Genomic DNA, 24,463 nt, shown 5'->3' with positions numbered 1-24,463 from the left:
AGCGAATCTGATTAAATTGAATTTCTGTCGATAAAATGAAATGGGTTTTTTACTTTCCCTTTTTTCTTGTCCATAATCATGCGGGCCGTTGTTTCTCCCATCGCTTTAAAATCTGTTGAGATACATGTAATTCCCAGTAATTGTTTTAGGGGCGTATCGTTATAGGAAATTACACCTATATCATTTCCTAGCTCAAATTATAGTTCCGTATTTGGTTGACGAGATTCACCAAATCCGACTCGCTTATGGTTATAAACAAATCGCCCTTTTTTAAAATCATATCATCATAGATTTCGTCCAGCACTTCAAAATCTATATTATGCTCACTGCAAAACTTCCTGAATCCGTGTAAAATTCTTTTAGGATAAGGATAAACAGATTCTTCAGGGTACGTAATGATTAGTTTTTCATATTTAGAAATCTTACCATAACCCTCTTTTAATGCATTGTAAATATCGTTCTCAAAATCCTGATAAATTTCAATAAAGTTCCCTTTAATTTCGGCAACAGGATTATCCATTATGATTAATTTCTCCTTTGGAATTTGATCTATCGCCTTAATAACTTCAGGAGTATTGCTGGTATGTTTTAGCTTTTCAGTTTTAAAATGAGGCATGATTACATAGTAGTCATATGCGTTTCTATTTTTTTCCAGAAGGTTAAGAAAAAGCTCTTCTTCGCAATGGTAAATGAAAAGATTGGTGTGTGCCGTTCCTCCAATACTTTCTATAAAAGAATTATAAATCCGCATCTTATACGAACTCAATTTATTGATTAGGAAAAGGATATTGACTTTTGAAATTAATTTGGTTCGTGCTATGTAATACCCCTTACCTCTTATAGAAATAATAACTTTTCGCTCCCTTAGAATACTATAGGCTTTTTCTACCGTATCCCTAGAAAGAAGGTACTCTTCACTAAACATATTTATGGATGGGATTTTATCATCCATCTTTAGATTTCCAGCAGAGATATTATAGATAATCGAGTCCACAATCTGTCTATATTTGGGTACTCTTGAGTTCTCGTTTATTTTAATAAAATTAAATATATTCATTAGCTGAAGTCTTTATTTTTTCAATTTCAATGGCCATATAATAAAACAATAGTAAAGATGTAATTTGGTAATTTACCCAAAATACACATATTTATTTTTTACCTAAGCGGTACAGTACAGGACACAAAGCTTTATTTCATCATATACTTTTGTTATCAAACGTAATAACCCTTCAAATGAAAAATACAACACAACAATTCAAGTATGTAAATCATCTTTGGGATGAAAAGAAAGCAGCAGATCTAGGTGATGACCAAGTAGCTTTATTTCTTTATCGCTCAAATATTCTTGGAGCAGATTTAAGAATAACGAATTATGGTGGTGGAAATACGAGTTGCAAAACCATTGAAAAAGATCCATTGACCAATGAGGATGTGGAAGTAATGTGGATCAAAGGTTCTGGTGGAGATATTGGAACGTTGACGAAAGCTGGAATAGCGGGTCTTTATACCGAACGATTAAGAAATTTAAAGAATGTTTACGGTGGTTTAGAAGACGAAGACCGCATGGTGGGTCTTTTTAACCATTGTATTTATGACCTGAACAGTAAAGCTCCTTCTATTGATACTCCTTTACATGGTTTGCTTCCGTTTAAACACATAGATCACTTACACCCTGATGCATTAATTGCAGTTGCTGCGGCAAAGGACAGTGAAAAAGTAACTAAAGAGATTTGGGGAGATACAATGGGCTGGGTACCTTGGCAAAGACCATAAGGTTTTGATTTGGGTCTTCAGTTAGAAAAATGTTTGAACGATAACCCAGCAATTCGTGGGATAGTTTTAGGTAGCCACGGACTTTTTACTTGGGGAGATACTTCTCATGAATGTTATATGAACAGTCTTGAAGTTATTGAAACTGCTTCTGAGTATATAGAAAAAAAGATTGCCGCTAACGGAAGTGTATTTGGTGGCCAAAAAATAGAAAGTCTTGCAAAAGAAGAGCGTTTAGAAAAAGCAGCTCAACTTATGCCTATGTTAAGAGGATTATGTTCTTCTGAAAACAGAATGATTGGGCATTTTAATGATAGTGATGTTGTTCTTGAATACATTAACAGTAATGATTTGGAACGTTTGGCGCCTATGGGCACCTCTTGTCCTGATCACTTTTTGAGAACTAAAATTCAGCCTTTAGTATTAAAACTAGATGCTAAAGAAGACCTTTCTGATACAGAAGCCGTTCTTGCCAAATTACGCCCTGATTTTGAACAGTACAGAAAGGAATATCAATCCTATTATGACAACCATAAACGTGCTAATAGCCCTAGCGTTAGAGATGCCAGTCCGGTCATCATCATCTACTATGGCGTAGGTATGTTCAGCTTTGCAAAAAATAAGCAAACCACACGTGTTGCCAATGAATTTTACGTAAATGCCATTAACGTAATGCGTGGTGCAGAAGCAATTACGGAATACACATCACTACCAAGACAAGAAGCTTTTGATATTGAATATTGGTTGCTGGAAGAAGCAAAATTACAGCGAATGCCAAAAGAAAAACCTTTATCCCGTAAGGTAGCTTTGGTTACAGGTGCAGGTGGTGGTATTGGCAAAGCAATTGCCGATAAGCTAGCCGAAGAAGGTGCTAATGTGGTATTGACTGACATTGCTGAAGACAGGCTCAAAGAAGGCGTTGCCACATATGCTAGAGATACTGCTAGCTATGCCGTTTGTGATGTAACAAAAAGTGAATCAGTTGCAGCTGCCTATAAAAAGGCTTGCTTGGAATTTGGTGGTGTAGACATCGTTGTTCACAGTGCCGGTCTTGCCATTTCCAAACCTTTAGAAGATACTACGGAGAAAGATTGGGATATTCTTCAGAACGTTCTTGTAAAAGGGCAATTTGAACTAGCGAAACAAGCAGTAGCTGTAATGCGTAAACAAAGCCTAGGTGGTGATTTTATCAGCATTGCTAGTAAAAATGGTTTGGTTTCAGGTCCAAATAATGTAGCTTATGGAACAGCAAAAGCTGCTCAACAACACATGGCTCGTTTATTAGCTGCAGAATTAGGCGGTGATAAAATACGTGTGAATACAGTTAATCCTGATGGGGTTATTGTTGGTAGCAAAATATGGGAAGGTGATTGGGCCGAAGGTCGTGCTAAAGCATACGGAATTACAGTTGAAGAGCTTCCTGCCCATTACGCAAAGCGTAACCTTTTAAATGAAATTATTTATCCTAAAGATATTGCCGATGGGGTCTTTGCCTGTGTTGGTGTATTGAACAAGACAACAGGAAATATTATTAATGTAGATGGCGGTATGGCCAATGCATTTGTACGATAGTTAGTTCTGAGTTAGTTAGTTTGTTTTTTTTACTTCCATGGGCCGTTTAACCCATGGAAGTATTTTTTAAACTGAAATACTTTATGAAAATAGATAAAGGTCAACTTGGTGACACCAACAAAAAAAGAATCACCGAGCATAATCAGCATTATGATTTTTTAGGATATACCCTTACCAAAAAAGGAAAAGATGTTAATGCCATAGTTAAAAAATTACAGGATTTTCAGGTAGCCATACCAAGTTGGGCATTGGGTGCAGGTGGTACGAGGTTCGGACGTTTTGGATTTCAGGGTGAGCCCTCAAGTCTAGAGCTAAAAATAGATGATGTTGGTTTAATTCATTCACTTACGCAAAGTGCAGGAGCCATATCATTACACATACCTTGGGATGTCCCTACAGATTACAATTCCATTAAAGATTTGGCAAATTCTCATGACATCCTATTTGATGCCGTGAATTCAAACACTTTTCAGGATCAAAAGAACAGTAAGGAGAGTTATAAGTTTGGCTCTTTAAGTAATACCAGCAAAGCTGCTCGTGAACAGGCTGTTGCACATAACATTGAAGTAGTTAAGATTGGAGAGAAATTAGGTTCAAAAAGCTTAACGGTTTGGTTGGCAGACGGTTCTAATTTTCCTGGGCAAACTAATTTTCAATCGGCATTACAAAATACAGAAGATAGCTTAAAGGACATATACAAAACACTTCCCGAGGACTGGAAAATGTTTATAGAATATAAACCCTACGAACCTAATTTCTATAGTACGGTAATTCAGGATTGGGGAACTTCATTTATGCTAGCTAATGCTTGTGGAGAAAAAGCGTATACTTTAGTAGATTTAGGACACCACCTTCCTAACACTAATATTGAACAAATAGTTTCAACTTTAATGTTAAAAGGAAAGCTAGGCGGATTCCATTTTAATGATAGTAAATATGGCGATGATGACCTTACCGTTGGTAGTGTTAAACCTTATGCCCTATTTTTGATTTTCAATGCATTGGTTTATGGAATGAAAAATAATCCACAGAATCCATACCCAGCTTGGATGATAGATGCCAGTCATAATATAAAAGACCCATTAGAAGATTTAATTCAATCTTTAGAGGCTATACAAGAAGCACATGCAAAAGCTCTACTTGTAGATCAAAAACTATTACTTAAAGCACAACTGAACCATGATGTTGTAAAATGTCAAGAGATTCTCCAAGATGCTTATCGTACAGATGTTAGACCGTTGTTGCAAAAAGCAAGGTTGAACAGAGGTGGAGCTTTAAGTCCAATAGATGCTTATCGGTCTTTAAAAGTAAGAGAGAATTTAATTAAGGAAAGAGGTGCTAATTCAGTAGCATCCGGACTATAATTACAATACCATGAAAATTAAAGTAACGGCTGTATTTGATATTGGAAGGACCAACAAAAAGTTCTTTCTTTTTGACGAGAATTTTCAAGAAGTTCATCGTGAATATAATCGTTTTGATGAAATTGAAGATGAGGACGGCTACCCTACGGAAAATCTTGCTGCTCTAGAAGTATGGGCAAAAGAGGTTTTTGATAAAATGCTCGATTCCGAAACATTTGAAATTGAAGCTTTAAATTTTTCATGTTACGGAGCAAGCTGGGTACATATTGATGAAAATGGGAAACCACTTACACCCCTTTACAACTACATGAAGCCTTTAAAGGATGATATTTTTAATTCCTTTTATGGGACTTACGGGCCGGAAAACGAATTATCAAGAGTTACAGGCTCTCCAAAACTGGGTATGCTAAATACCGGCATGCATTTGTATTGGTTAAAAAACACCCAGCCAGAAACTTTTAAAAAAATAAAATACTCCCTGCATCTACCTCAATACCTCAGCTATTTATTTACAGGTATTCCCGTAAGCGAATATACCAGCATTGGTTGCCACACCATGCTTTGGGACTTTGAAAAAAAAGATTATCATTCATGGGTCTATCAAGAAGGAATCGATAAAAAATTACCTCCTATTGATTCCTCTAGAAAAACGGCACTCATAAATTACAAGGGAAAAACAATTAAAATGGGGGTTGGAATCCATGATAGCTCTTCTGCCCTGTTACCCTATATTAGAAGCGTAAACAAACCATTTCTTCTTATTTCTACAGGAACATGGAGTATTTCTATTAACCCTTTCAACGAAGGAATGCTTACTGCAGAGGATATAGAGAACGACTCGTTGTTCAATATGAGAATTGACGGTAGTCCGGTTAAAGTTTCTAGGTTATTCCTAGGTAACGAATACAAACTTCAGGTTAAAGCGCTGTCTGACCACTTTAATGTGTCACCAGATGCTCATAAAAAAGTGAAATTTGACCAGGACACTTTTTTTGAGATCAATAAAGATTTTGTCCACATGTTCAAGTGGTCTACCATGTCTTCCGAAGATATGCCCAATGAGACCACCATATCTTATGACAAATTTGAGCATGCCTATCATCAGTTAATGTTGGAATTGGTTTTGCTACAAGAAAAAAGTATTAGGGCGGCTATAGGAAACTCTGAAATAAATCAACTTTATGTTGATGGTGGCTTTAGTGACAATGAAATTTATATTCAATTACTATCTCAATTTATGGGGAATATGAAGCTTAGTACCACAGATTCTTCTTTGGGGTCTGCCTTGGGCGCTGCAATCGTTATTTCTGATGTAGTATTGGAAGCTACATTTTTAGACAAAAATTACGCTGTTAAAAACCATCGTCCATTTATCCTTAAATAAACCAATGATATGACTAAGGATTTCAACCCAGCTTACCCTTCAATGGATGATTTGAGAAATAAGGCTATGAAGCGTATACCTAAATTCGCTTTTGAATACTTGGATGGTGGCTGTAATGAAGATGTAAGTATCACTAGAAACACTTCAGAAATACGTGAAGTGCAATTACAACCTAGATATTTAAGAAACCAAGGTATTAGTTCTACTAAAACCAAAGTATTGGGTATGGAGTTTGATGCACCATTTGGTATTGCTCCCGTTGGTCTTCAAGGTTTAATGTGGCCCAATTCTCCAGAGATTTTAGCTAAATCGGCTTTTAAAAATAATATCCCTTTTATTCTTAGTACGGTAACCACAATGAGTATTGAACGGGCAAGTGAATTGACCGAAGGCAATGCATGGTTTCAGTTGTACAATCCTGCTGAGGATGCTTTAAGAGACGATATTATCAATAGAGCTGAAGCTGCTGGTTGTCCCGTATTGGTATTGCTTTGTGATGTACCCACTTTTGGCTACAGGCCTAGAGATATTCGTAATGGATTAGCCTTACCACCAAAAATGTCTTTGACCAATATTTTACAAATTTTAGGCAAACCCACCTGGGCACTGAATACTTTAAAATATGGCCAACCCACTTTTGAAACATTAAAACCCTATACACCAGAAGGGCTCAACTTAAGGCAGTTGGGACAGTTTATGGACAAGACTTTTTCAGGTCGATTAAACGAAGAACGAATAAAACCTATTCGTGATAAATGGAAAGGGAAACTAGTCCTCAAAGGAGTTGCCTCTGAACAAGATACTCAAGATGCCATTCGTATGGGGTTTGATGGCATTATCGTTTCCAACCATGGTGGCAGACAATTAGATGCTGCTCAATCTACTATAAACTCACTTTCTGAAATAACAGAAAAGTATGGCGACCAGATAGAAATTATGATGGATAGTGGGTTACGCTCAGGACCGGATATTGCCAGAACTATGGCTAGCGGTGCTAAATTCACTTTTATGGGGCGTTCTTTTCTTTACGGTTGTGGTGCTCTCGGAGATAATGGTGGTGACCATACGATATCCATGTTAAAAACGCAGTTCAAACAGGTTATGGACCAGTTGTGTTGTGAACGTGTCGAAGACTTACCAAATCACCTTATTAAATAAACGAACCACCTCTATGAGCCAAAATCATCACGAAGAAGAACTAATAGAAGAATTGGTTGGTGGCGAATTCGAAAGAGAAGCTGTACCCACGTCAAAACTAAAAAGCTGGAAAAGCTTTCTAGGAATGTATGCCGGAGAGCATGCTGCAGGAACCGAATTTATGATTGGCCCATTATTTTTGACTGCCGGGGTCAGTGCTTTTGATTTGATTGTAGGTTTATTGATAGGAAATCTTCTTGCCGTATTAAGCTGGAGGTTTTTGACCGCAAAAATAGCCGTAGAAAATAGATTGACACTCTACTATCAATTTGAAAAAATCTGTGGTAAGAAACTGGTCATTGGTTATAATCTAGCCAACGGCATATTATTCTGTTTTCTTGCTGGTGCCATGATAACTGTATCAGCCACCGCTGTTGGTATTCCCTTTGATATGGAAATGCCAAAACTGACCGACACCACGCCTAATGGAGCTACATGGGTAATTATTGTAATACTCATTGGTGCGGTAATTTCATTGGCCTCTAAAGGATATGATACGGTATCCAAAGCCGCTAATTATATGTCGCCCGTAATTGTCCTTGCTTTTTTGGCCTGTGGAATTGTTGCTCTAAATCAATTAGGTGTTACGAGTTTTGCTGATTTTTGGAATATATGGGGAGAAGGCTCGGAACCCTTTCCCGGACAATTAAAATACACTTTTTGGCACGTAGTGATATGGTCATGGTTTGCCAATGCTGCCATGCACGTAGGTATGTCAGATTTATCGGTATTCAGATTCGCTAAAACAGCCAATGCAGGTTGGACAACCGCTGCAGGAATGTACGTGGGTCATTATATGGCGTGGATTGCCGCTGCCTTGCTCTATGCCGTCTATTTAAAGTCTCCTGAAGCCCAAGCATTCCTTTCCAATGGAGAAGCACCACCGGTAGCCCCAGGGCCTCTGGCAAACAATGCTATTGGAATATTTGGAATTATTGCAGTAGTCTTAGCAGGCTGGACAACGGCAAACCCTACGATTTACAGAGCTGGATTAGCCTTTCAGGCCATTATGCCTAAGCTGTCTACGTTTTGGGTTACCATTATAGCGGGAACAGTAGCGACAATTGCCGGATTGTTTCCTGCTTTTGCCATGAAGTTACTCGGCTTTGTTGCGCTATACGGATTTATTCTAGCTCCTTTTGGTGCTGTTATCGTATTTGAGCACTTTTTCCATAAACAAGCGGGAATCGTTAAAAACTATGCTGAAGTAGCAAATATTAAATTCAATAAGTCCGTGTTCTTGGCGTGGGCCATCAGTTTTGGATTGTTTTATTTTATTTCAATTCAATTCGATGTATTCCTATCCTTTGTAACACTACCTGCATGGTTGCTCTGCGGAGCTTTGTTTTTGGTATTTAGTAAATCGTTTCAGAAAAAAACTGCTAATTAAAAATGTAACTCTTGTCTTTAGTAATTCGCATAAACTATAGAAAAAGTACCATCAGTAACATCTGTGGTTGTGCTGTCCGTATTATCTATTCCTGTTAGACTAAATTTTCCTTTTAACAGGGTTAGTTGCGGCCCTACCTCTTTTGCGGTAATAACCAAGGTACCAGAGCTTTCATACGATACAAATTCATGAGCAATTACATCATAACGCGAAAGGGCAACTGAATTAACACTACTGTCTGCATTAAAAATGAAAGTACCTTCTTCCGTTTCCTCATGGTTAATCGTAATAGATATTAGGTGTTCATTATCACTTAATTGGTGAAGTGTTATGTCAGAACCACTAACAAATCCCCCTGTCTGAAAGCTACCTGTTTCATACCAAGATTCTCCATCTATTTGGGCATAAGCTCCCAAATTTGCAATACTAGGTTCCGTTTCAACGTAACTGGCTATAAAACTCCCTTCCACTTCATGAGAGGCAGATTCTATATCATACTCATCCTCGTATAATTTTCCTGAGAATTGAACCTCAACCTTTTTATTAACTTCATCGATATTAACCAACTCGAACGTGAAAAAGTTAGACGTGAAGTAGGCAAAATTTTCTGATGAAGGAAAATCAAAATCAGTTGTGGAATATGAAGATATTTTTCCTTGGTCGCCAAATGTATTGAATAGCAAATTAATACTGTTCCCATCTGAACCCGAAGCGGTGATGCTTAATGTATTTTCTACTTTTTGTCCAGTCCAGTTATCTATGTTTACAGTTTCACCCTTATAGACATAATTAAAAAAATCTTCCTCGGTAATCGCAACATTATCTTCAGAATCTTCTTCTTCAATTTCTTCCTCATCAATAACTTCATCATCTACAGATTCTTCATCTTCAATAATTTCTTGATTTTCCTCTTTATTTTCATCAAGGACAGAATCTATGTCATTAGAACAAGAGACAATAAAAAGAATCAAAAAAAAGTGGAAAACTAGCTTTATATTTTTCATAGGGACAGGTAAAGTTATTTTTAAATCTGGGTCTTTATCTGAACTATAACGCACCAAGGATTTTGGTATTGCTTTATCTGTTAATTTTCAATCCAGTGTTTTAACTAAGTTCTTTATTGACATCTAACTTTACTACTTCCTTTTGTGAGCTCCCCTTTTGAGGTAATTACAATTCTTTCTCTATTACTTTACTTGGCACATAACCAATTCTATATGCTTGCGCCATAACCTTACTTCCTGACGGAATTTGAAATGGGTTTTGATAAATGCTCCATGCTTTTGGAATAACTCCTTTACTATCAATAATTTTATATCCCAATGATGCACCTTTAGTAGAACAATTCATTGTAATTACATTATCATTAGATTCCATTTTGGGGTCTGAAGTTATAGGCTGGCTGGCTGCTCCGTTCCATAACTTAGTAATCAAGTCTCTTTCTGGAAGACTGGGGTCATCCCCTATCTCACTAAGCCACTCATCCATTTCCGTTCGTAACTCTTTAAGTTTCTCAAGGTAAGCTGGGTCTTGGGCTAAATTATGTACTTCATATGGATCTGTCTTACAATCATATAATTCCTCGGGCTGCTTACTTTCTCTAAACCAAAGAGATTGTATGCTATCTAAACTACCTTCATCACGCAGACGCAACAGCTCTTGCATAGTCGGTATTCTTTCTCTGTATTCAACCGGCAAGTAATATCCTTGATCAGGTCTATAGTTTCGGATATATTTAAATTGGTCATCACGTACAGCGCGAATTACATCAGAAAACCCATCAAAACGGTCTGCTGCACCATGAATATATTCTCGATCATTTTTAGATTTATACTTCCCTAAAAAAGCTTGTCCCTGCATATATGACGGTGGTTCAATCCCTACCAAAGAAAGAAGTGTAGGAGCAAAATCTACAAAACTGAGTAGTTCATCATCTTTGGTCCCAGAATGTTGCTTATTAGGAAATCTAATAATCATAGGAGTATTTAACCCTGAATCATAAACCAAACGCTTCTCCCTAGGTAATGGCCCTCCATGATCTCCGTAGAAAAAAATAATCGTATTTTCCAAAAGTCCATCTTCCTCCAACTGTTTTAATACCGCCCCAACCTGCTTATCCATTTCAGCAATATTGTTGTATACCTTCCACATATCACGTCGCACTGTGGGAGTATCTGGCAGATAAGGAGGAATAGAAAATTCTGTGTCTTTGGATAGGTGGATAGGTGTTTCCTTTTCAGACATGCGACCCCCTGCCCAAGTATAGGTTGTATCCCCTGCTTGATAATGTCTAGTTTCTATATTTCTAAAACCATAGGGTTCAAATAAGCCAGACTCGTGTGTTTCGGTAAAATTGAAAACCGAGAAAAAAGGTTGATTATTGGCTCTATTTCTCCAATGTGCATACGGGCTACTTTCATCCCAAGCAGTTTTAGGAGCTTTAAATTGATAGTCTTCTTTATCATTATTGGAACAATAATATCCATTCATTCGCAGTAATTCACTTACCATACGAGCTTCTGATGGAGGAACAGCCCCATAAGATGGTAAGCCTGTAACCTCTGTATACGAAGTAGTTCGCATACCATTACCACCAATACTCGTAGGGTACATTCCAGTGGTAATGGCTGCCCTACTAGGGGCACAAACTCCCGATGTTGAATATAAATTTGGATATATCACACCCTCTTTAGCCAAACGACTCAAATTAGGAGTTACTATAGTAGAGTCTCCAAAGGATGGAATGTAAGGACCCATATCTTCTGTTACCAACCATAAAATATTAGGCCGTTTGGGCAATTCTATTTCTGAAGAAACGGCAACTTCTTTTCCGCCTTTTTTAGTTTTTGTTTGGCATCCATTTAAAAATATAAAAACAACACTAAAGGACAGTAAAGTCCGCAAGAATGAGATATACTTGTTCATTTTTTAGATTTTATTTTATGCTTGGCTGTTTAAGACTTAAAAGTGGTAATTGCTTCCTCCATTTTAATTGTTCACTGAATATAACAATTAAACTATTTAATCATTATAACCCACCACAACCAAATATAATTTCTATATCTGTTTTACCTATCCTGTACTGTGCCGTAATAGTTTCTTTTTAATTGTAAAGTGTATTAAATTCCATAGATTAAAAGAACTCGTTATAAATACTTCATAGGCTGTTTATTATTGGATATAGTAAAATAAGACAAGCGGGAAAAAGTACTTATAAACAATTAAAAAAGAGACATTTATCATATAATTTCTCTTAATAAAGACCTATTTTTAAACTTACATCAACCAATACCACACTACGAATGATTATACTGGGCCTCAACTATTATTTTCATGATTCAACGGCTTGTATAGTAAAAGACGGAAAACTAATAGCAGCAATTGAAGAAGAACGATTAAATAGAGATAAGCATACACAGGCTTTTCCTATAATGGCTATTGAACGTTGTTTAAAATTGGCCAATATATCTTATGAAGATATTGACCATATTGCAGTTTCTATAAAACCGACTACCAATTGGAAACAGAAATTAGTTTATCTATTTAAACATCTTGGTAGTTTTATGCCTTTTATTGGCCATTACTTAGTTAATGCCTATGCTAAACAGCGCCGTTTTTGGATTTGGTACGGGCAGCAATTCAAATCAAAAGAAAAAGGTCCGAAAGTACATTTTATAGAACACCATCTTACTCACGTAGCAGGTTCATTTTTTGTATCGCCTTATGAAGAGGCCGCTCTTTTGGGAATTGATGGTTCAGGTGAATGGGCCACTTCTTGGTTAGGTTATGGAAAAAACAATACGGTAACCCGTTTTGAACAGAGCTACTTTCCGCATTCCTTGGGTTCTTTTTACGAAGCGGTAACCGAATTTTGTGGCTTTAGACCTAACTACGATGAAGGTAAAACAATGGGACTAGCCCCAATGGGAAACCCCAATACGTTTATTGATGAAGTAAGAAAACTTGTTACAGTAGATAAAAGCGGAAAAATAAAAATTGACCTAAGCTATTTTAACTATCAGCATATTGTTGGTAAAAGGTGTTCGGAAAAATTCTATAAAACTTTTGGTAGACCACGCGTACATGGGGACGAATTTGAACAACATCATATGGATGTAGCTGCCGCCTTTCAAAAAGTATTGGAAGAACGTCTATTAGAAATATGCCAGATTTTATATCAGAAAACAAATGCTAAATTTTTAGTGCTCTCGGGAGGTGTTTCATTAAACAGCGTTGTAAACGGAAGGATTGTTAGGGAAAGTCCGTTTGAGGATATATACGTAATGCCCGCTGCGGGAGATAATGGCACAGCAATTGGAGCAGCCTACTATTTATACAATGGCATTCTGGGCAATCCACGAAATTTTATACACGACAACCCCTACGTGGGAACAAGTTATACTAATGAAGAAATAAAAAAAGTTATTGACGGAGCTAAATTAGAAGCCGAATACATAGACGATATCTGTCAAAAAACAGCCGATTTATTGGCTGAAGGAAATATTATTGGATGGTTTCAAGGCCCTATGGAGATTGGTCCCAGAGCATTAGGTAGCCGAAGTATTTTGGCAAACCCTGCCTTTCCTCAAATGAAAGATAAAATCAATACCGAAGTGAAATTTAGGGAAGCCTATAGGCCCTTTGCTCCCTCTGCTCTTGTAGAATCATATAAAGACTTTTTTGATTTGAAAGTAGAAGCTCCCTTTATGCTAAAAGTTTGTAATGTTTTGAAAGACAAACAACATCTAATTCCGGCCATTACACATGTTGATGGTAGCGCAAGATTACAAACGGTAAAGAAAGAATTGCATCCCAGATATCATGAAGTAATCCAAAAACTGGGAGAAAGAACCGGAATTCCCGTTGTGCTAAACACAAGCTTCAATATTCAGGGGGAACCTGTTGTAGAATCTCCAAAAGATGCGTTACGATGTTTTTATTCTACAGGATTAGACTACCTATACTATAGGTAATTATATATTGCGCAAGCGAAATAGTTGATTTCAAACAAACACAGTAAAATAAAAAGCACTGTAAAAGTAATTAGTTAAGATGAGAGAACTAATTTATTTACGCTAACAATCTAATTAACGGATGTTTAATACTTAAATTTTAAATGAAATACCTAACTCTAAACTCAGTTAAAATAGCACGACTAGAAGCAAATTTTACTGCTTTTTTACAAAGTAAATTCAATAAATTATTCGATTTAAAAATTATATATTCCAATAATTCTGTTAAGTAAACAAAATGAGTTTCTCTTTATTTCTTCTATTATTTTCATAGTTTAATATTCATAATTAAATAGCTGTCATTCTCCTTTTTGGTTTTTTATTTAATAAGTAAAATAGTTTGGCTTAGAAACCGTATTCAAACGATTACTGACTTGGCAAGTGACTGGCATGAGAATGCCCTGTGAAAATGTAAAAAAAGAGTCTTAAAATTAGATGGCCTTATGATGGTACCAAAACTTGCCCAATAGCGGTTCTTTTTCGTTTTTCACTTTCGCGAAAACGTAACCTAAATACTACGCTGCACAAACTATTTTCAAATAGAATCAATTATATTTGAGTACCCATGATGTAAATGAATAATACATATTATTTAAAATATTACACAACTGGTATCGTTCAATTAAAAGCTACTACAAAGCTTTATAAATATTCAAGTCCAAAATAAATGAAAGACACCAAAGTGAGATGGCTACAAGACTTAAGACGTTTTGTTACCCTTAAAAGTCAATTTATACTTTCTGGCAACACTAAAGATTTACAACTCATCAACAATGGTCATGGTGGTTTTAGCTGGCATAGGTTAGAAAATGCGATTGATATTGAACTTAAAAGTCTTGGTTATACCGAGGTCGTTTATTACAATCCGTTAGACGGCTTTGACATTCCTTTTTTTACAGGAAACGCTGATGAAAAAAAAGCATTATTCAATACCCTGAATATACCTCTGAGCAGCCCCTCTAGTTTCAATAATCTAGAAACATTCAATAGCGTATTACAATCAATAGTCAGCTTTAAAGAAAGTCCGATTGCATTGATCGTAGACTTTGCATCGCAACTGCTTATGAATCCAGAAAGTCTGGTTAAAGCTGAGCACGATACCTTTAGCCTCGCAAATGTATTATCACAAACGACAAATACAAGACCTCACGGTAATCCACCTTCCACATTTTATAATACGGTAATTTGGATTGTAGACAAAGAAGGTGACTTACCAGATTGGATGGTGGTAAACAATCCTAAAATACGTCACATCCCTATAGAAAAACCAGATCACATTGTTCGTAGAAGACTTGTAGATACACTTATACAAGGCTTTGGTAAACAAGAAGAAGACGTAGATAAAATTGTTACCGATTTTGTAAATGAAACAGAAGGATTACTGCTTTTAGATCTTGTTGCTATTATAGAACTTACAAGAGCAGAGTCTATACCTATTACCCATATTGCAGATGCCGTTCGTAGATATAAAGTTGGGGTTACAGAAGATCCTTGGATAAATATTGACAGAGAGAAAATTGTACAGGGAGAAACCTTTATTAAAACCCGTGTAAAAGGGCAAGATCATTCTGTACAACATATTATGGATATTGTTAAAAGAGCTATTACAGGTGTAGGCTCTTCTAAAAGAAATAGTCGCCCTAGAGGTGTAGTATTTTTAGCAGGACCAACGGGTGTTGGTAAAACAGAACTAGCAAAAACACTTACTAGCTTGCTTTTTGGTGATGAGAATGCATACATACGTTTTGATATGTCTGAGTTTAGCGCAGAACACTCTGATCAGCGACTTTTAGGAGCACCTCCTGGTACGTAGGTTATGATGTTGGTGGCGAGCTTACCAATGCGGTACGCGAAAAACCTTTTAGCGTACTTCTATTTGATGAAATTGAAAAAGCGCATCCGCGTATATTAGATAAATTTCTTCAAATCCTTGATGATGGAGTTTTAACCAGCGGACGTGGCGATAAAGTATATTTTTCAGAAACACTTATCATTTTTACTTCTAACCTTGGTATTTATAAGAAAACAGCAACTGGTGGTCGTATAGCGCATACTTCTTATGAAGACCCTTTTGAAACCATTCAAGAAAAAATTAAACTTGAAATAGAGAACTATTTCAAGTTTGAATTGAACCGACCAGAACTTCTAAATCGTATTGGCGATAATATTATCGTATTTGATTACATAAGACCTCATGTAGGTGAGATGATTTTTGATATGATGTTAAATGGTCATTTAAAAGCGATTCAAAAACAACTCAATATTACCTTAGATTTAGACGATGCTGTAAAAGCCAGTCTAAAAGAATTAGCCTTAAAAGACCTAAGTAATGGTGGTCGAGGTATTCGAAATAAAATAGAATATCACTTTATCACGCCTATTTCTAGATCCCTTTTCAGTCTTGACCCTACGCCTAATGATGTCTTGAGAGCTACTACTATTACCGTCAACAATACAGGTACGACCATCACGTTACAAAAACAATAATTGCTATGGATATACATATATCTCGTATGCATTATCCTGTAACAACCTTAGGACCCGGAAAACGCATAGGTATTTGGTTACAAGGTTGTTCTATACACTGTGAAGGTTGTATTTCTATGGATACTTGGCAGTTTAATATCAACAAAGTATCGATTAACGACTTAAAGCAGGTTTTAAAAACTTGGTTACCACAATGTGACGGAATTACCATTTCTGGCGGAGAACCTTTTGATCAAGAAAATGCGCTAATAGAACTGCTTGAATTCTTAAATTCTTATAACAAAAACATCTTGGTTTACAGCGGATATTCTTTTGATGGTTTGAAGGATAAAAAACTTGTTCAAAGCGGATTAATAGATGTTCTAATTTCTGAACCTTATGATCACACTAAAAGTCAGACAAAAAGACTTCTCGGTAGTGATAATCAACAAGTACATTTTTTAACTTCCTTGGGTAAAAGTGAATTTGCTACTTATTTAGAACAACCATTAGAAAAAGAATTGGACATTCATATTACTCCAGAAACCGTTTGGATGGCAGGTATACCTATCAACGGTATGAAAGAAATTGCTCAAGCAAGTAAAGAAAATAATGTAACCTTATCGCACAGTCAAGCAGTGACTAAAAATAAATAATGTATGGAATTTGTAAGAGTTTGTCCTGCTTGCCAAAGTGAACGCCCCGTTCAAGAAATGTATTGCCAAAATACGGTCAACGATGCTACGTGTAGTTGGTTGTTAATGAACGTTACACAAACACCTAAGGGCGGTAAAATAGAAATTAAAAATACCCCTATAGTCAACATTTCACGCCACTGTACTAACGGACACGAAGTACAGCCAAACGACTTTATGTGTATGGAATGTGGTGCAGATATAGAAAAAGTATCCACACCTCAAAAAAATGCAGATGCCAAGCAAATAGACGAATATCAGATTGTAAAAACTGTAAAGACACAACGCACCACCAAAGAGTGTTATATCGTTAAAGACACTGCAGATAAAGAATATTTTCTTACCCTATATTTCGAAAACAGCGAGCCAGACAAGGGCATTTATAAGGTATTGAACAAAATGGATACCGACCATGTTGCAACACTCATAAAAACGGGTACTTGGAACGGTAGATTTTTTGAGGTCTCAGAGCGTATCGCAGGAGGTTCTTTAGATAAATTAGGGTACTTAGAATTAGACAAGATTGAAAAATTAGTAGATGAGGTTGGCCGAGCTATACATGACCTTTCTGAAGCAGGCATACGACACCGCGATATTTGCCCTACTAATATACTCTTAAGAAATTCAGAAAGTTTTGATCTTGTAATTATAGATTTTAGTTCGGCTCGTTTGTCTGATTATGACCTTGATACGGATACGCCTATAGAACTTACTAGGTATACAGCGCCAGAAGCGATTATTGGTGGTATTAGTCCCGCTTCAGATTGGTGGAGCCTTGGAATGATTGTTCTGGAACACATTACAAAAGGGACTTTCTTTGAAAACATCAACGATAAAGCTTTTATGATTCATTTAATCACTAGAGGTGTTGATATTCCAACTTCTATTGATGCTCGCATATTACTTTTACTTAGAGGTCTTTTAAGTCGAAATCCTGTTAAACGTTGGAATTGGGAGCAGGTTGATAAATGGCTTAAAAAAGAAGAAGTCGAAGCCCCTGTTGAACAACATACAACAGTCACACAAAAAGAAAAGAAAATAGAGCTTGGCTCAGAAAGCTATACAAATGTAGCATTCTTTGCACTTGCCGCTGCCGAAGAAGCACATTGGGAAGAAGGACTCTCACTATTTAACTCTGGATCACTTGCCAGCTGGGTAAATGAGGTACTTGGAAATCATGAAAAAGCTGCTGCTGTACGTAATCTTCGTAACAAAGAAGATATACCTCTAGAATGGCGATACCCCCTTGCCTTAATGGTCTTAAATGAGGCTTTACCACTAACTTGGCGTGGACAAATTGTAATCCCCGCTTGGCTTATGGGAAACACAAAAGAAGCCATCAACCTTGTGGAAGGAAACGTGCCAGATTATTTGGCAAGTATACAGCGAGAAAAATGGCTTGTACAACTCAAAGAAAAGAAGAAAAGCAAACATTGCTCGGAAAGCTAAAAACCAAGGTATACAATTAGATAATGACAAATTTCTAATCTACAGCCTAAGTTCATCAAGGGTAAAACTTAAGTCTGAATTAGATTACTTACGACGTCTCTACCCCGATGCACATAACGCCGGACTCTCTGATGTTATGAGTAACCTTAGGGTAAGAGAAGAAGATATGATTCTTGTACTAAGTGCCACTCGAGATCAGTTTATTACATTAGAGGCCCTTTTAAAGAAAACCATAAAACTTGGAAATAAGCATAATCTTGATCTCAATATTCCCTTTTATGAGGCATGCTTGGTAAAGTATCGCTTAGAAATATTTGAGATGCTTAATAATCATTTAGAAGGTTTTTCTAGATGTAATAATGATGCGCTTGATCGCTGGGCTGATCGTTTTAGAATTGAAAAACGATTACCCATAATACCTTCGGTACTGTGTCTTTCTATACCCAAAAATCAATGGATCGCCCCACCAAAAAACATGAATACGGCTCAAGCTTGTTACGACACTTTGAAAAAAAGGTTGTTTACGCTTCTTCTAGAGGACCACTTGTAAGATTAATTATATCAAAACATTCATCTCGTATTGATGTAGATGAACTCGGCACAAGCTTAAAATCATCTAAAAAACTTGTACAAAGTATTCTTAAAAGATCTACAGGGGCAGAAAATGTAGATCCAATAGCTTTCAATAAAAATGCCCTTTTAGCACGACGAACACGACGAATGCTGCTAAAAGCTGCCAATTTTAAGCGAGATACAGGTTTAGATTCCCTATTCATGGGATTTCCCTTTTTAGTCTCTCAACAGAAAATGACACACAGGCCTCGCTTAATGCCTATACTGTTATGGCCGATTTCTCTTGACCTTAGCTCAAGAGGTACAACATCACTCAAAATAAGTTTTGATTATGCACAAGGTGAAATAAGACTCAACCCTGCGCTGGCAAATTCATTAGATTCGGATAGCTATAAAAAAATAGAAAAAATTAGTCGCGAGATTCTAGGGAGACAATCGCTACAAATAAATGAAATTATCGATGCGTTTAGCGCGTGTTTTCCTGCGAAAACAAATGAACTCACCGCACACCCTAGTGTTAATTTCAATAGAGATGAAATTGGAACAGACCTGCACCCATCTGCGGTATTTTTTAATGCAAATTTTACCGGTCAAGCCATTAGTGAAGACTTACGTCTTTTACAAAAATTACCACACACAGGTTCATCAATGGAACCTATTTTAAAAATTTCTGAACCTGAAATAACTACCCAAGTAGAAGACAGTACCGAAAATGGTCGGTATACCACAATGGCAATTGACCCTTCTCAAGATAATGCTGTTCTAAAAAGTAGATCAGCGCCATAAAGGTATCGTTATAGAAGGTCCACCAAGGTACGGGTAAAAGTCAAACCATTGTCAATATTATTTCAGATTGTATTGGTCGAAACGAAAAGGTGTTGGTTATTTCTCAAAAGAGAGCTGCAATACAAGTTATTTTAAAAAGGTTACAGGCAGTAGGCTTAGATAAAAGAGCTTTGCTTATTACCGATTTAATACGAGATCGCCAACCGATTATACAAGGTATACGAGAACAAATAGCTCACTATTATTCTCAACCCTATAATCAACACACCTTAGATAATCTTATACAAAAGCGCGAAGATCTCGGAAAAAAATAGATCGAATTGAAGCAAATCTTGATGTATTATCTCATCAAATTCATCTTTTAGACGATACTTCGGGGTTGAGCTACAGAAATGTACTATCAGAATTGATTGCTATTACTTCGAAAGAATACCTAGAAGTACCAGAACTGAGAATGCTTTTTGAAAATAGCACCAGAGACAAGCTTAACACACATATTGAAGAAATAAGTAGCTTAATAACAGATTGGGTACCCTCTAAGTATGAAGGCAATAATCTTCATAACCTTCAAGTAACTTCGTTTGATAGTACTACCGAAACAGTATTAACCAAAGACCTTAATACGTTCTATGAAACAGAAAAAACGCGTGTAGATTTTATAAAAGAGTCTACCGGAAAACTGGACACCGTTAATGCCGAACATTATAGTCAATGGTTAGCTTCACATAAAAATGTGTTGATAAATGTATCAAAATCGCAAGCTTCTCAAAGTCAACTCTGGCTAGATCTTCTTTATGATGAATTTGATAACCGCTCTATTGGTGAAGATATTCATGACAAGCTTAATCAATTATTAGAACAAGTAGAGCAGCTTATCACTAACTATAAAGATGATAGATTTACTCATTATTTCGATACGTTAGACGATGATAAAGTATTAAAATTAAATAAGGCGTGTACGAGTTATTTAAGTACTTCTGGCCTTAAAATTATGAATCCTTTTTACTGGATTCATAAAGCTCAACTTAAAAAAGTAACGAATGAGCATCACCTTCAATTAAATGATAATACTGTTAGGGAATTACAAGCTGAAGTAAACCTAGAAAATAATTTTAGAGCTTATCGTAATGAATATGCTCAAAATCTTGTAAAATTAAAGACTAATTCTCTCGTCATAAATGAACCGAGACGATTGGCTGTAGCTATAAAATCAACTACTCGAGATTTATCACAAGCAATTTCACTAGTAAGTACGTTACGTAGCTGCCCTGCAAAAGATGAGGCAAGAGCAATACTTGAAACGGGTGATGAAAATGCCTATGAAGAGTTTTCTATTGCTTTAGAAAATGCAAGCACACGCCATCAAAACAGACAAAAATCTCTAGAGAAGTTACAGGTGCTTGAAAAATGGTTGACACCTAATGCGGTCTCTAATTTCAATCATGCTATAGGTCATAATTACAGGGACTTAGACCCTATTACATCGATCATTGCTGATATGGCTGATTTTGTCGCCTATCAAAAATTTAGAATACGTTTTAACGATAGTCCCGCTCAAAATGAACTGATAGAAATCTTTGCCATTCTTAGAAATTATGAACAAGAACTATCAAATTTCCCTAAAGAAAAATGGTCGGATATTATTGGTACTTCGCTTCATCGTGAAGGATTATTGGCTTGGAAGCAGCGTATAGAAAAAACGTATCCGTCAATGCTAATGGCAGAAAGTGAGGTGGTAAATAAGATTGGTGATTTAGAAAAAAATCTGAAGTCGATGGAAACGCTCAATCGAAATATTCTAGCACTTAACTTCAATTTTGATAACATAGAATCGCAATCTGCATGGAATGGCATCACAAGATTGAGAGGTAAGAATTATAAAAAACTCCGTGAATTTATAACAGAAGGTGAACCATTGGGATTGCTTGAGCTCAGACCAGTATGGCTTATGAACCCTGAGGTGGTTTCTCAAGCATTGCCCTTACAGTCAGGTATGTTCGATGTTGTAATTTTTGACGAGGCATCGCAAATGTTAGTCGATCACGCAATACCTTCATTATATAGAGGTAAACGGGTAATTATAAGCGGAGACGAAAAACAAATGCCTCCGACAGGCTTTTTCACCAAGAAGATAGAAGATGACGATGATGATACAGATCAGTCAGAGCTTGACGAAGATCACTCTGAAGAAGAGCTTGTAAATTATGAAGATGCGTGGAATAAAAAGGAGGTAAAAGACAGTCCGGATTTGCTTTCCTTGGCAAAAACAGTCTTGCCTACCACTACCCTACAAATACATTATCGTTCACAATACAAGGCACTTATCAATTATTCTAATTACGCATTCTATGATGGTATGTTACATATTCCTGCCTATCATCCGAAGGAAGAAATTACTGCTGTAAAACCTATAGAAGTACTTCGTGTTGATGGAATTTATGACGAACAGACTAATAGAGACGAAGCCGATACATTAATTGCTTATTTAGCTAAACATTGGACACTTCCCGAAGAAGAAAGGCTGAGTACAGGTATTGTTACCTTCAATAAAAAGCAAGCAGAACTTATTGAAGATATTATCGAACAACATGCGGCAGATGATCTTACGTTCGGTCGAGCCCTTACCATTGCTCGTAATAAGCAGCAAGATGGAGAAGATATGGGCTTCTTTGTTAAAAATGTAGAAAACGTTCAAGGTGATGAACGAGATATGATTTTGTTCAGTACCACTTTTGGTATAAATACCTTAGGTTCGTTTCGTAGAAATTTTGGGGCGTTAGGTCATCGCGGTGGCGAACGTCGTCTAAATGTAGCCATCACTAGAGCTCGAAACAAAGTGGTTATTGCAACCTCAATGCCTACGCAAGCAATATCTGATATTTTATCTACAGGAAGGTTAGCCTCTAAACCTAGAGATTATATACAAACGTATCTCAATTATGCAGAAATACATTCTAATAATCAGATTGAGATGGCTACCAAAACCTTACGCCTTTTATCTACTAGCGATCAACAGCAAATAGCTAAGATCAGAAATGACGGATTCAAAAATATCGTTAAAGCCTATGTTGAGAGTTTGGGTTATGAGACGGTAGAAGACAGTGATAATTCTGTTTTCTATATGGATCTTGCCATTAAAGACAAACAGCAAGGCCATTTTGTATTAGGTATAGAATGTGACGCACCTTATAATACGCTTTTAAAACAGGCTCGTTATAGAGAATTATGGCGCCCAAAAGTATTAAAGAGATCGATTCCACATATACACCGAACGACATCATATCAGTGGCTTGAGAATACTCAAGAGGAACAATTAAAACTCAAAAACGCCATAGAAATGGCACTAATACAACATTAATGAGCGGACCTAAAGTAGTACGTATTGTTACACCACAAGAACGACAAATTATAAAAGACCGATGGATTACACTATTAAAAAAAGCTCTCGCACGAACCGAAGACTACGCTCAAAACAATAATCTATTAGATAAAGATTTGGAGAAAGGCTTGGTAGATACCTATGCGCATTTTGCAAATTTAACCATCGATGATTACTTGCAAATTGAACAAGAAGTACCTCAGCAAATTGAATACTTAAACACTGAATTAAAGAAATTACAAAAAAAAGTAGCCAACGAGCGCACCACAGATTGGGATAGCTTTAAACATCTAAAGAGCACCCATAACGAGTTGAAAGCACTATCAATAGAAAATAATATTGCTATAGAACCTTTTAATGCTCCGAGTATTATTACAAAAAGTCACCTAGCCACATATAAATCGCAAATAGATGATTTATACGAACTGCTGCAAAAATCAATTTCTAAGACTGACGAGTTATCTGAAGAACAATTAGAAATGCAGCAACGTTTGTCACAAGGCGATTGTATGTTATCTGTCACTGCTTGGAAAGCAAAGTTACCGGGAACCAAGTCACGCTTGAAAAAACTAGAAGATACACTCAAAGAAATGTACGTACACGAGATGTCTCAAGATAAAATACAGGCATTAATAGACCGCTGTGGTTTGCTTGATTCAAGCGAAGCAAACTATGAGGTTCAGTTGGATTCTCTAATCATTGACGCTGCAGATTTCACTAAAAATGAACTTGCACTCAGAGAAGCTCGAGAAGATTTAAGTAATAGCTTATTACTCATAGAAACACTAGGCGAAGACTTTAAATTTATGGCACAGTGGAGAGAGAAACTCGAAAATTCGTCACTTAAAGATTTGTTAGAAACGGCTGCAAAAGCTCGTGAATTTTATAAGAATACTTCAGAAAACCGTATCGCCGAAGCAAGAAGAAAAGCAATAAAATCTGCGCTTGAAAAAGCAGGTTATACCATAAACGAAACAATGCAAACTGCATGGGTAGAAGATGGTCGCCTTATCGTAAAAAAGGCATCAAATTCACTTTACGGAGTTGAAATTATGAGTCCGACAAACCTCAGCCGAATACAAGCACGTGTTGTAGCTGACGAGAACCGATCTAACGAAAGGTCTCCGAGTCTTGATAAAAATGAAGAGGAAACATGGTGCGATAATATTGACCATATAAGAACCTTATTGGCTGATGAAGATCTTGAAATTATTATTGATAAGATGGAGGAGCCTATGGAGCAATACCACTTAAAGAAGTACCATTAAACAGTGGTTATGCTGCACGTAGTCAAAGTATTGAGAAGAAAAGCAGCAGTTAAAAGATTACATAAGTATATAAAGTTATTATACTTTTAAACAACCATGTTTGATATATTTAGTGATGTAATATTATTGTAATAAAAACAAAAAGCACTGTAAACTAG

At 36.5% G+C, this 24,463-nt stretch carries 14 protein-coding genes and 3 pseudogenes; 14 read left to right on the top strand and 3 right to left on the bottom strand.

Going from position 1 to position 24,463, the window contains the following annotated elements; all coding sequences use genetic code 11:
* Window positions 1-11: 11 nt before the first annotated feature.
* Window positions 12-1,057: pseudogene (locus tag Q5W13_RS15865) on the bottom strand (GntR family transcriptional regulator).
* A gap of 176 nt (window positions 1,058-1,233) precedes the next feature.
* Between Q5W13_RS15865 and Q5W13_RS15860 the strand changes: the two are divergent.
* The 5 genes and pseudogenes from Q5W13_RS15860 (at window position 1,234) to Q5W13_RS15840 (ending at window position 8,677) form a co-directional block, all read left to right on the top strand.
* A pseudogene (locus tag Q5W13_RS15860) lies at window positions 1,234-3,342 on the top strand (bifunctional aldolase/short-chain dehydrogenase).
* A gap of 83 nt (window positions 3,343-3,425) precedes the next feature.
* The gene (locus Q5W13_RS15855; RefSeq protein ID WP_304443666.1) at window positions 3,426-4,706 is read left to right on the top strand and encodes a sugar isomerase; all 1,281 of its coding nucleotides are present in this window, start codon (window positions 3,426-3,428) and stop codon (window positions 4,704-4,706) included.
* 10 nt (window positions 4,707-4,716) lie between these two features.
* A complete protein-coding gene (locus Q5W13_RS15850) occupies window positions 4,717-6,090 on the top strand; it encodes an FGGY-family carbohydrate kinase (RefSeq protein ID WP_304443665.1) in 1,374 nt (457 codons plus the stop codon).
* 9 nt (window positions 6,091-6,099) lie between these two features.
* Complete coding sequence (locus tag Q5W13_RS15845) at window positions 6,100-7,248, top strand: alpha-hydroxy acid oxidase (RefSeq protein ID WP_304443664.1); 1,149 nt, start codon at window positions 6,100-6,102, stop codon at window positions 7,246-7,248.
* 13 nt (window positions 7,249-7,261) lie between these two features.
* Window positions 7,262-8,677 (top strand): purine-cytosine permease family protein, encoded by a 1,416-nt coding sequence (locus Q5W13_RS15840; RefSeq protein WP_304443663.1) that lies wholly within the window; start codon window positions 7,262-7,264, stop codon window positions 8,675-8,677.
* Between the two features lie 17 nt (window positions 8,678-8,694).
* On the opposite strand, the gene Q5W13_RS15835 is transcribed toward Q5W13_RS15840, so the two are convergent.
* Both Q5W13_RS15835 and Q5W13_RS15830 read right to left on the bottom strand, forming a co-directional pair.
* Window positions 8,695-9,681 carry a hypothetical protein gene (locus tag Q5W13_RS15835; RefSeq protein WP_304443662.1) on the bottom strand — a complete coding sequence of 329 codons (987 nt, stop codon included), beginning with the start codon at window positions 9,679-9,681 and terminating at the stop codon, window positions 8,695-8,697.
* A gap of 166 nt (window positions 9,682-9,847) precedes the next feature.
* On the bottom strand, window positions 9,848-11,602 hold the full coding sequence (locus tag Q5W13_RS15830) for a sulfatase family protein (protein ID WP_304443661.1): 1,755 nt from the start codon (window positions 11,600-11,602) through the stop codon (window positions 9,848-9,850).
* Between the two features lie 377 nt (window positions 11,603-11,979).
* Here Q5W13_RS15830 and Q5W13_RS15825 point away from each other — a divergent pair, with 377 nt between their 5' ends.
* The 9 genes and pseudogenes from Q5W13_RS15825 to Q5W13_RS15785 all read left to right on the top strand — a co-directional run bounded on the left by Q5W13_RS15825 (window position 11,980) and on the right by Q5W13_RS15785 (window position 24,305).
* On the top strand, window positions 11,980-13,650 hold the full coding sequence (locus Q5W13_RS15825) for a carbamoyltransferase family protein (RefSeq protein ID WP_304443660.1): 1,671 nt from the start codon (window positions 11,980-11,982) through the stop codon (window positions 13,648-13,650).
* A 706-nt stretch (window positions 13,651-14,356) separates the two neighbouring features.
* Window positions 14,357-15,786 (top strand): annotated as a pseudogene (locus tag Q5W13_RS15820) (AAA family ATPase); the annotation flags it as partial.
* Between the two features lie 30 nt (window positions 15,787-15,816).
* Window positions 15,817-16,176: a hypothetical protein gene (locus Q5W13_RS15815; protein WP_304443658.1), complete on the top strand. Its 360-nt coding sequence runs from the start codon at window positions 15,817-15,819 to the stop codon at window positions 16,174-16,176.
* Window positions 16,177-16,181: 5 nt separating this feature from the next.
* Window positions 16,182-16,811: a 4Fe-4S single cluster domain-containing protein gene (locus tag Q5W13_RS15810; protein WP_073245439.1), complete on the top strand. Its 630-nt coding sequence runs from the start codon at window positions 16,182-16,184 to the stop codon at window positions 16,809-16,811.
* 3 nt (window positions 16,812-16,814) lie between these two features.
* Complete coding sequence (locus tag Q5W13_RS15805) at window positions 16,815-18,299, top strand: protein kinase domain-containing protein (RefSeq protein WP_304443657.1); 1,485 nt, start codon at window positions 16,815-16,817, stop codon at window positions 18,297-18,299.
* Window positions 18,250-18,849 (top strand): hypothetical protein, encoded by a 600-nt coding sequence (locus Q5W13_RS15800; RefSeq protein WP_304443656.1) that lies wholly within the window; start codon window positions 18,250-18,252, stop codon window positions 18,847-18,849. Before Q5W13_RS15805 ends, Q5W13_RS15800 begins: the two co-directional genes overlap by 50 nt.
* The gene (locus Q5W13_RS15795) at window positions 18,792-19,658 is read left to right on the top strand and encodes a DUF4011 domain-containing protein (protein WP_304443655.1); all 867 of its coding nucleotides are present in this window, start codon (window positions 18,792-18,794) and stop codon (window positions 19,656-19,658) included. The genes Q5W13_RS15800 and Q5W13_RS15795 overlap by 58 nt, the downstream gene beginning before the upstream one ends.
* Window positions 19,659-20,037: 379 nt before the next feature.
* Entirely contained in the window at window positions 20,038-23,016 is a 2,979-nt protein-coding gene (locus Q5W13_RS15790; RefSeq protein WP_304443654.1) for an AAA domain-containing protein, read from the top strand.
* A complete protein-coding gene (locus Q5W13_RS15785) occupies window positions 23,016-24,305 on the top strand; it encodes a hypothetical protein (RefSeq protein ID WP_304443653.1) in 1,290 nt (429 codons plus the stop codon). Before Q5W13_RS15790 ends, Q5W13_RS15785 begins: the two co-directional genes overlap by 1 nt.
* The last annotated feature ends 158 nt before the right edge of the window (window positions 24,306-24,463 follow it).

Source organism: Zobellia laminariae (genome assembly GCF_030553095.1).
Taxonomy (GTDB): domain Bacteria; phylum Bacteroidota; class Bacteroidia; order Flavobacteriales; family Flavobacteriaceae; genus Zobellia; species Zobellia laminariae.
Note: the sequence above shows the minus strand (reverse complement) of the source record. Positions and strands in the feature narration are given on the sequence as shown.

What these genes read in the sequence shown, in the direction of transcription:
- Q5W13_RS15855 (WP_304443666.1), top strand. Translation starts at nt 3,426, where the DNA reads ATGAAAATAGATAAAGGTCAACTTGGTGACACCAACAAAAAAAGAATC.
- Q5W13_RS15850 (WP_304443665.1), top strand. Translation starts at nt 4,717, where the DNA reads ATGAAAATTAAAGTAACGGCTGTATTTGATATTGGAAGGACCAACAAA.
- Q5W13_RS15845 (WP_304443664.1), top strand. Translation starts at nt 6,100, where the DNA reads ATGACTAAGGATTTCAACCCAGCTTACCCTTCAATGGATGATTTGAGA.
- Q5W13_RS15840 (WP_304443663.1), top strand. Translation starts at nt 7,262, where the DNA reads ATGAGCCAAAATCATCACGAAGAAGAACTAATAGAAGAATTGGTTGGT.
- Q5W13_RS15835 (WP_304443662.1), bottom strand. Translation starts at nt 9,681, where the DNA reads ATGAAAAATATAAAGCTAGTTTTCCACTTTTTTTTGATTCTTTTTATT.
- Q5W13_RS15830 (WP_304443661.1), bottom strand. Translation starts at nt 11,602, where the DNA reads ATGAACAAGTATATCTCATTCTTGCGGACTTTACTGTCCTTTAGTGTT.
- Q5W13_RS15825 (WP_304443660.1), top strand. Translation starts at nt 11,980, where the DNA reads ATGATTATACTGGGCCTCAACTATTATTTTCATGATTCAACGGCTTGT.
- Q5W13_RS15810 (WP_073245439.1), top strand. Translation starts at nt 16,182, where the DNA reads ATGGATATACATATATCTCGTATGCATTATCCTGTAACAACCTTAGGA.
- Q5W13_RS15805 (WP_304443657.1), top strand. Translation starts at nt 16,815, where the DNA reads ATGGAATTTGTAAGAGTTTGTCCTGCTTGCCAAAGTGAACGCCCCGTT.
- Q5W13_RS15785 (WP_304443653.1), top strand. Translation starts at nt 23,016, where the DNA reads ATGAGCGGACCTAAAGTAGTACGTATTGTTACACCACAAGAACGACAA.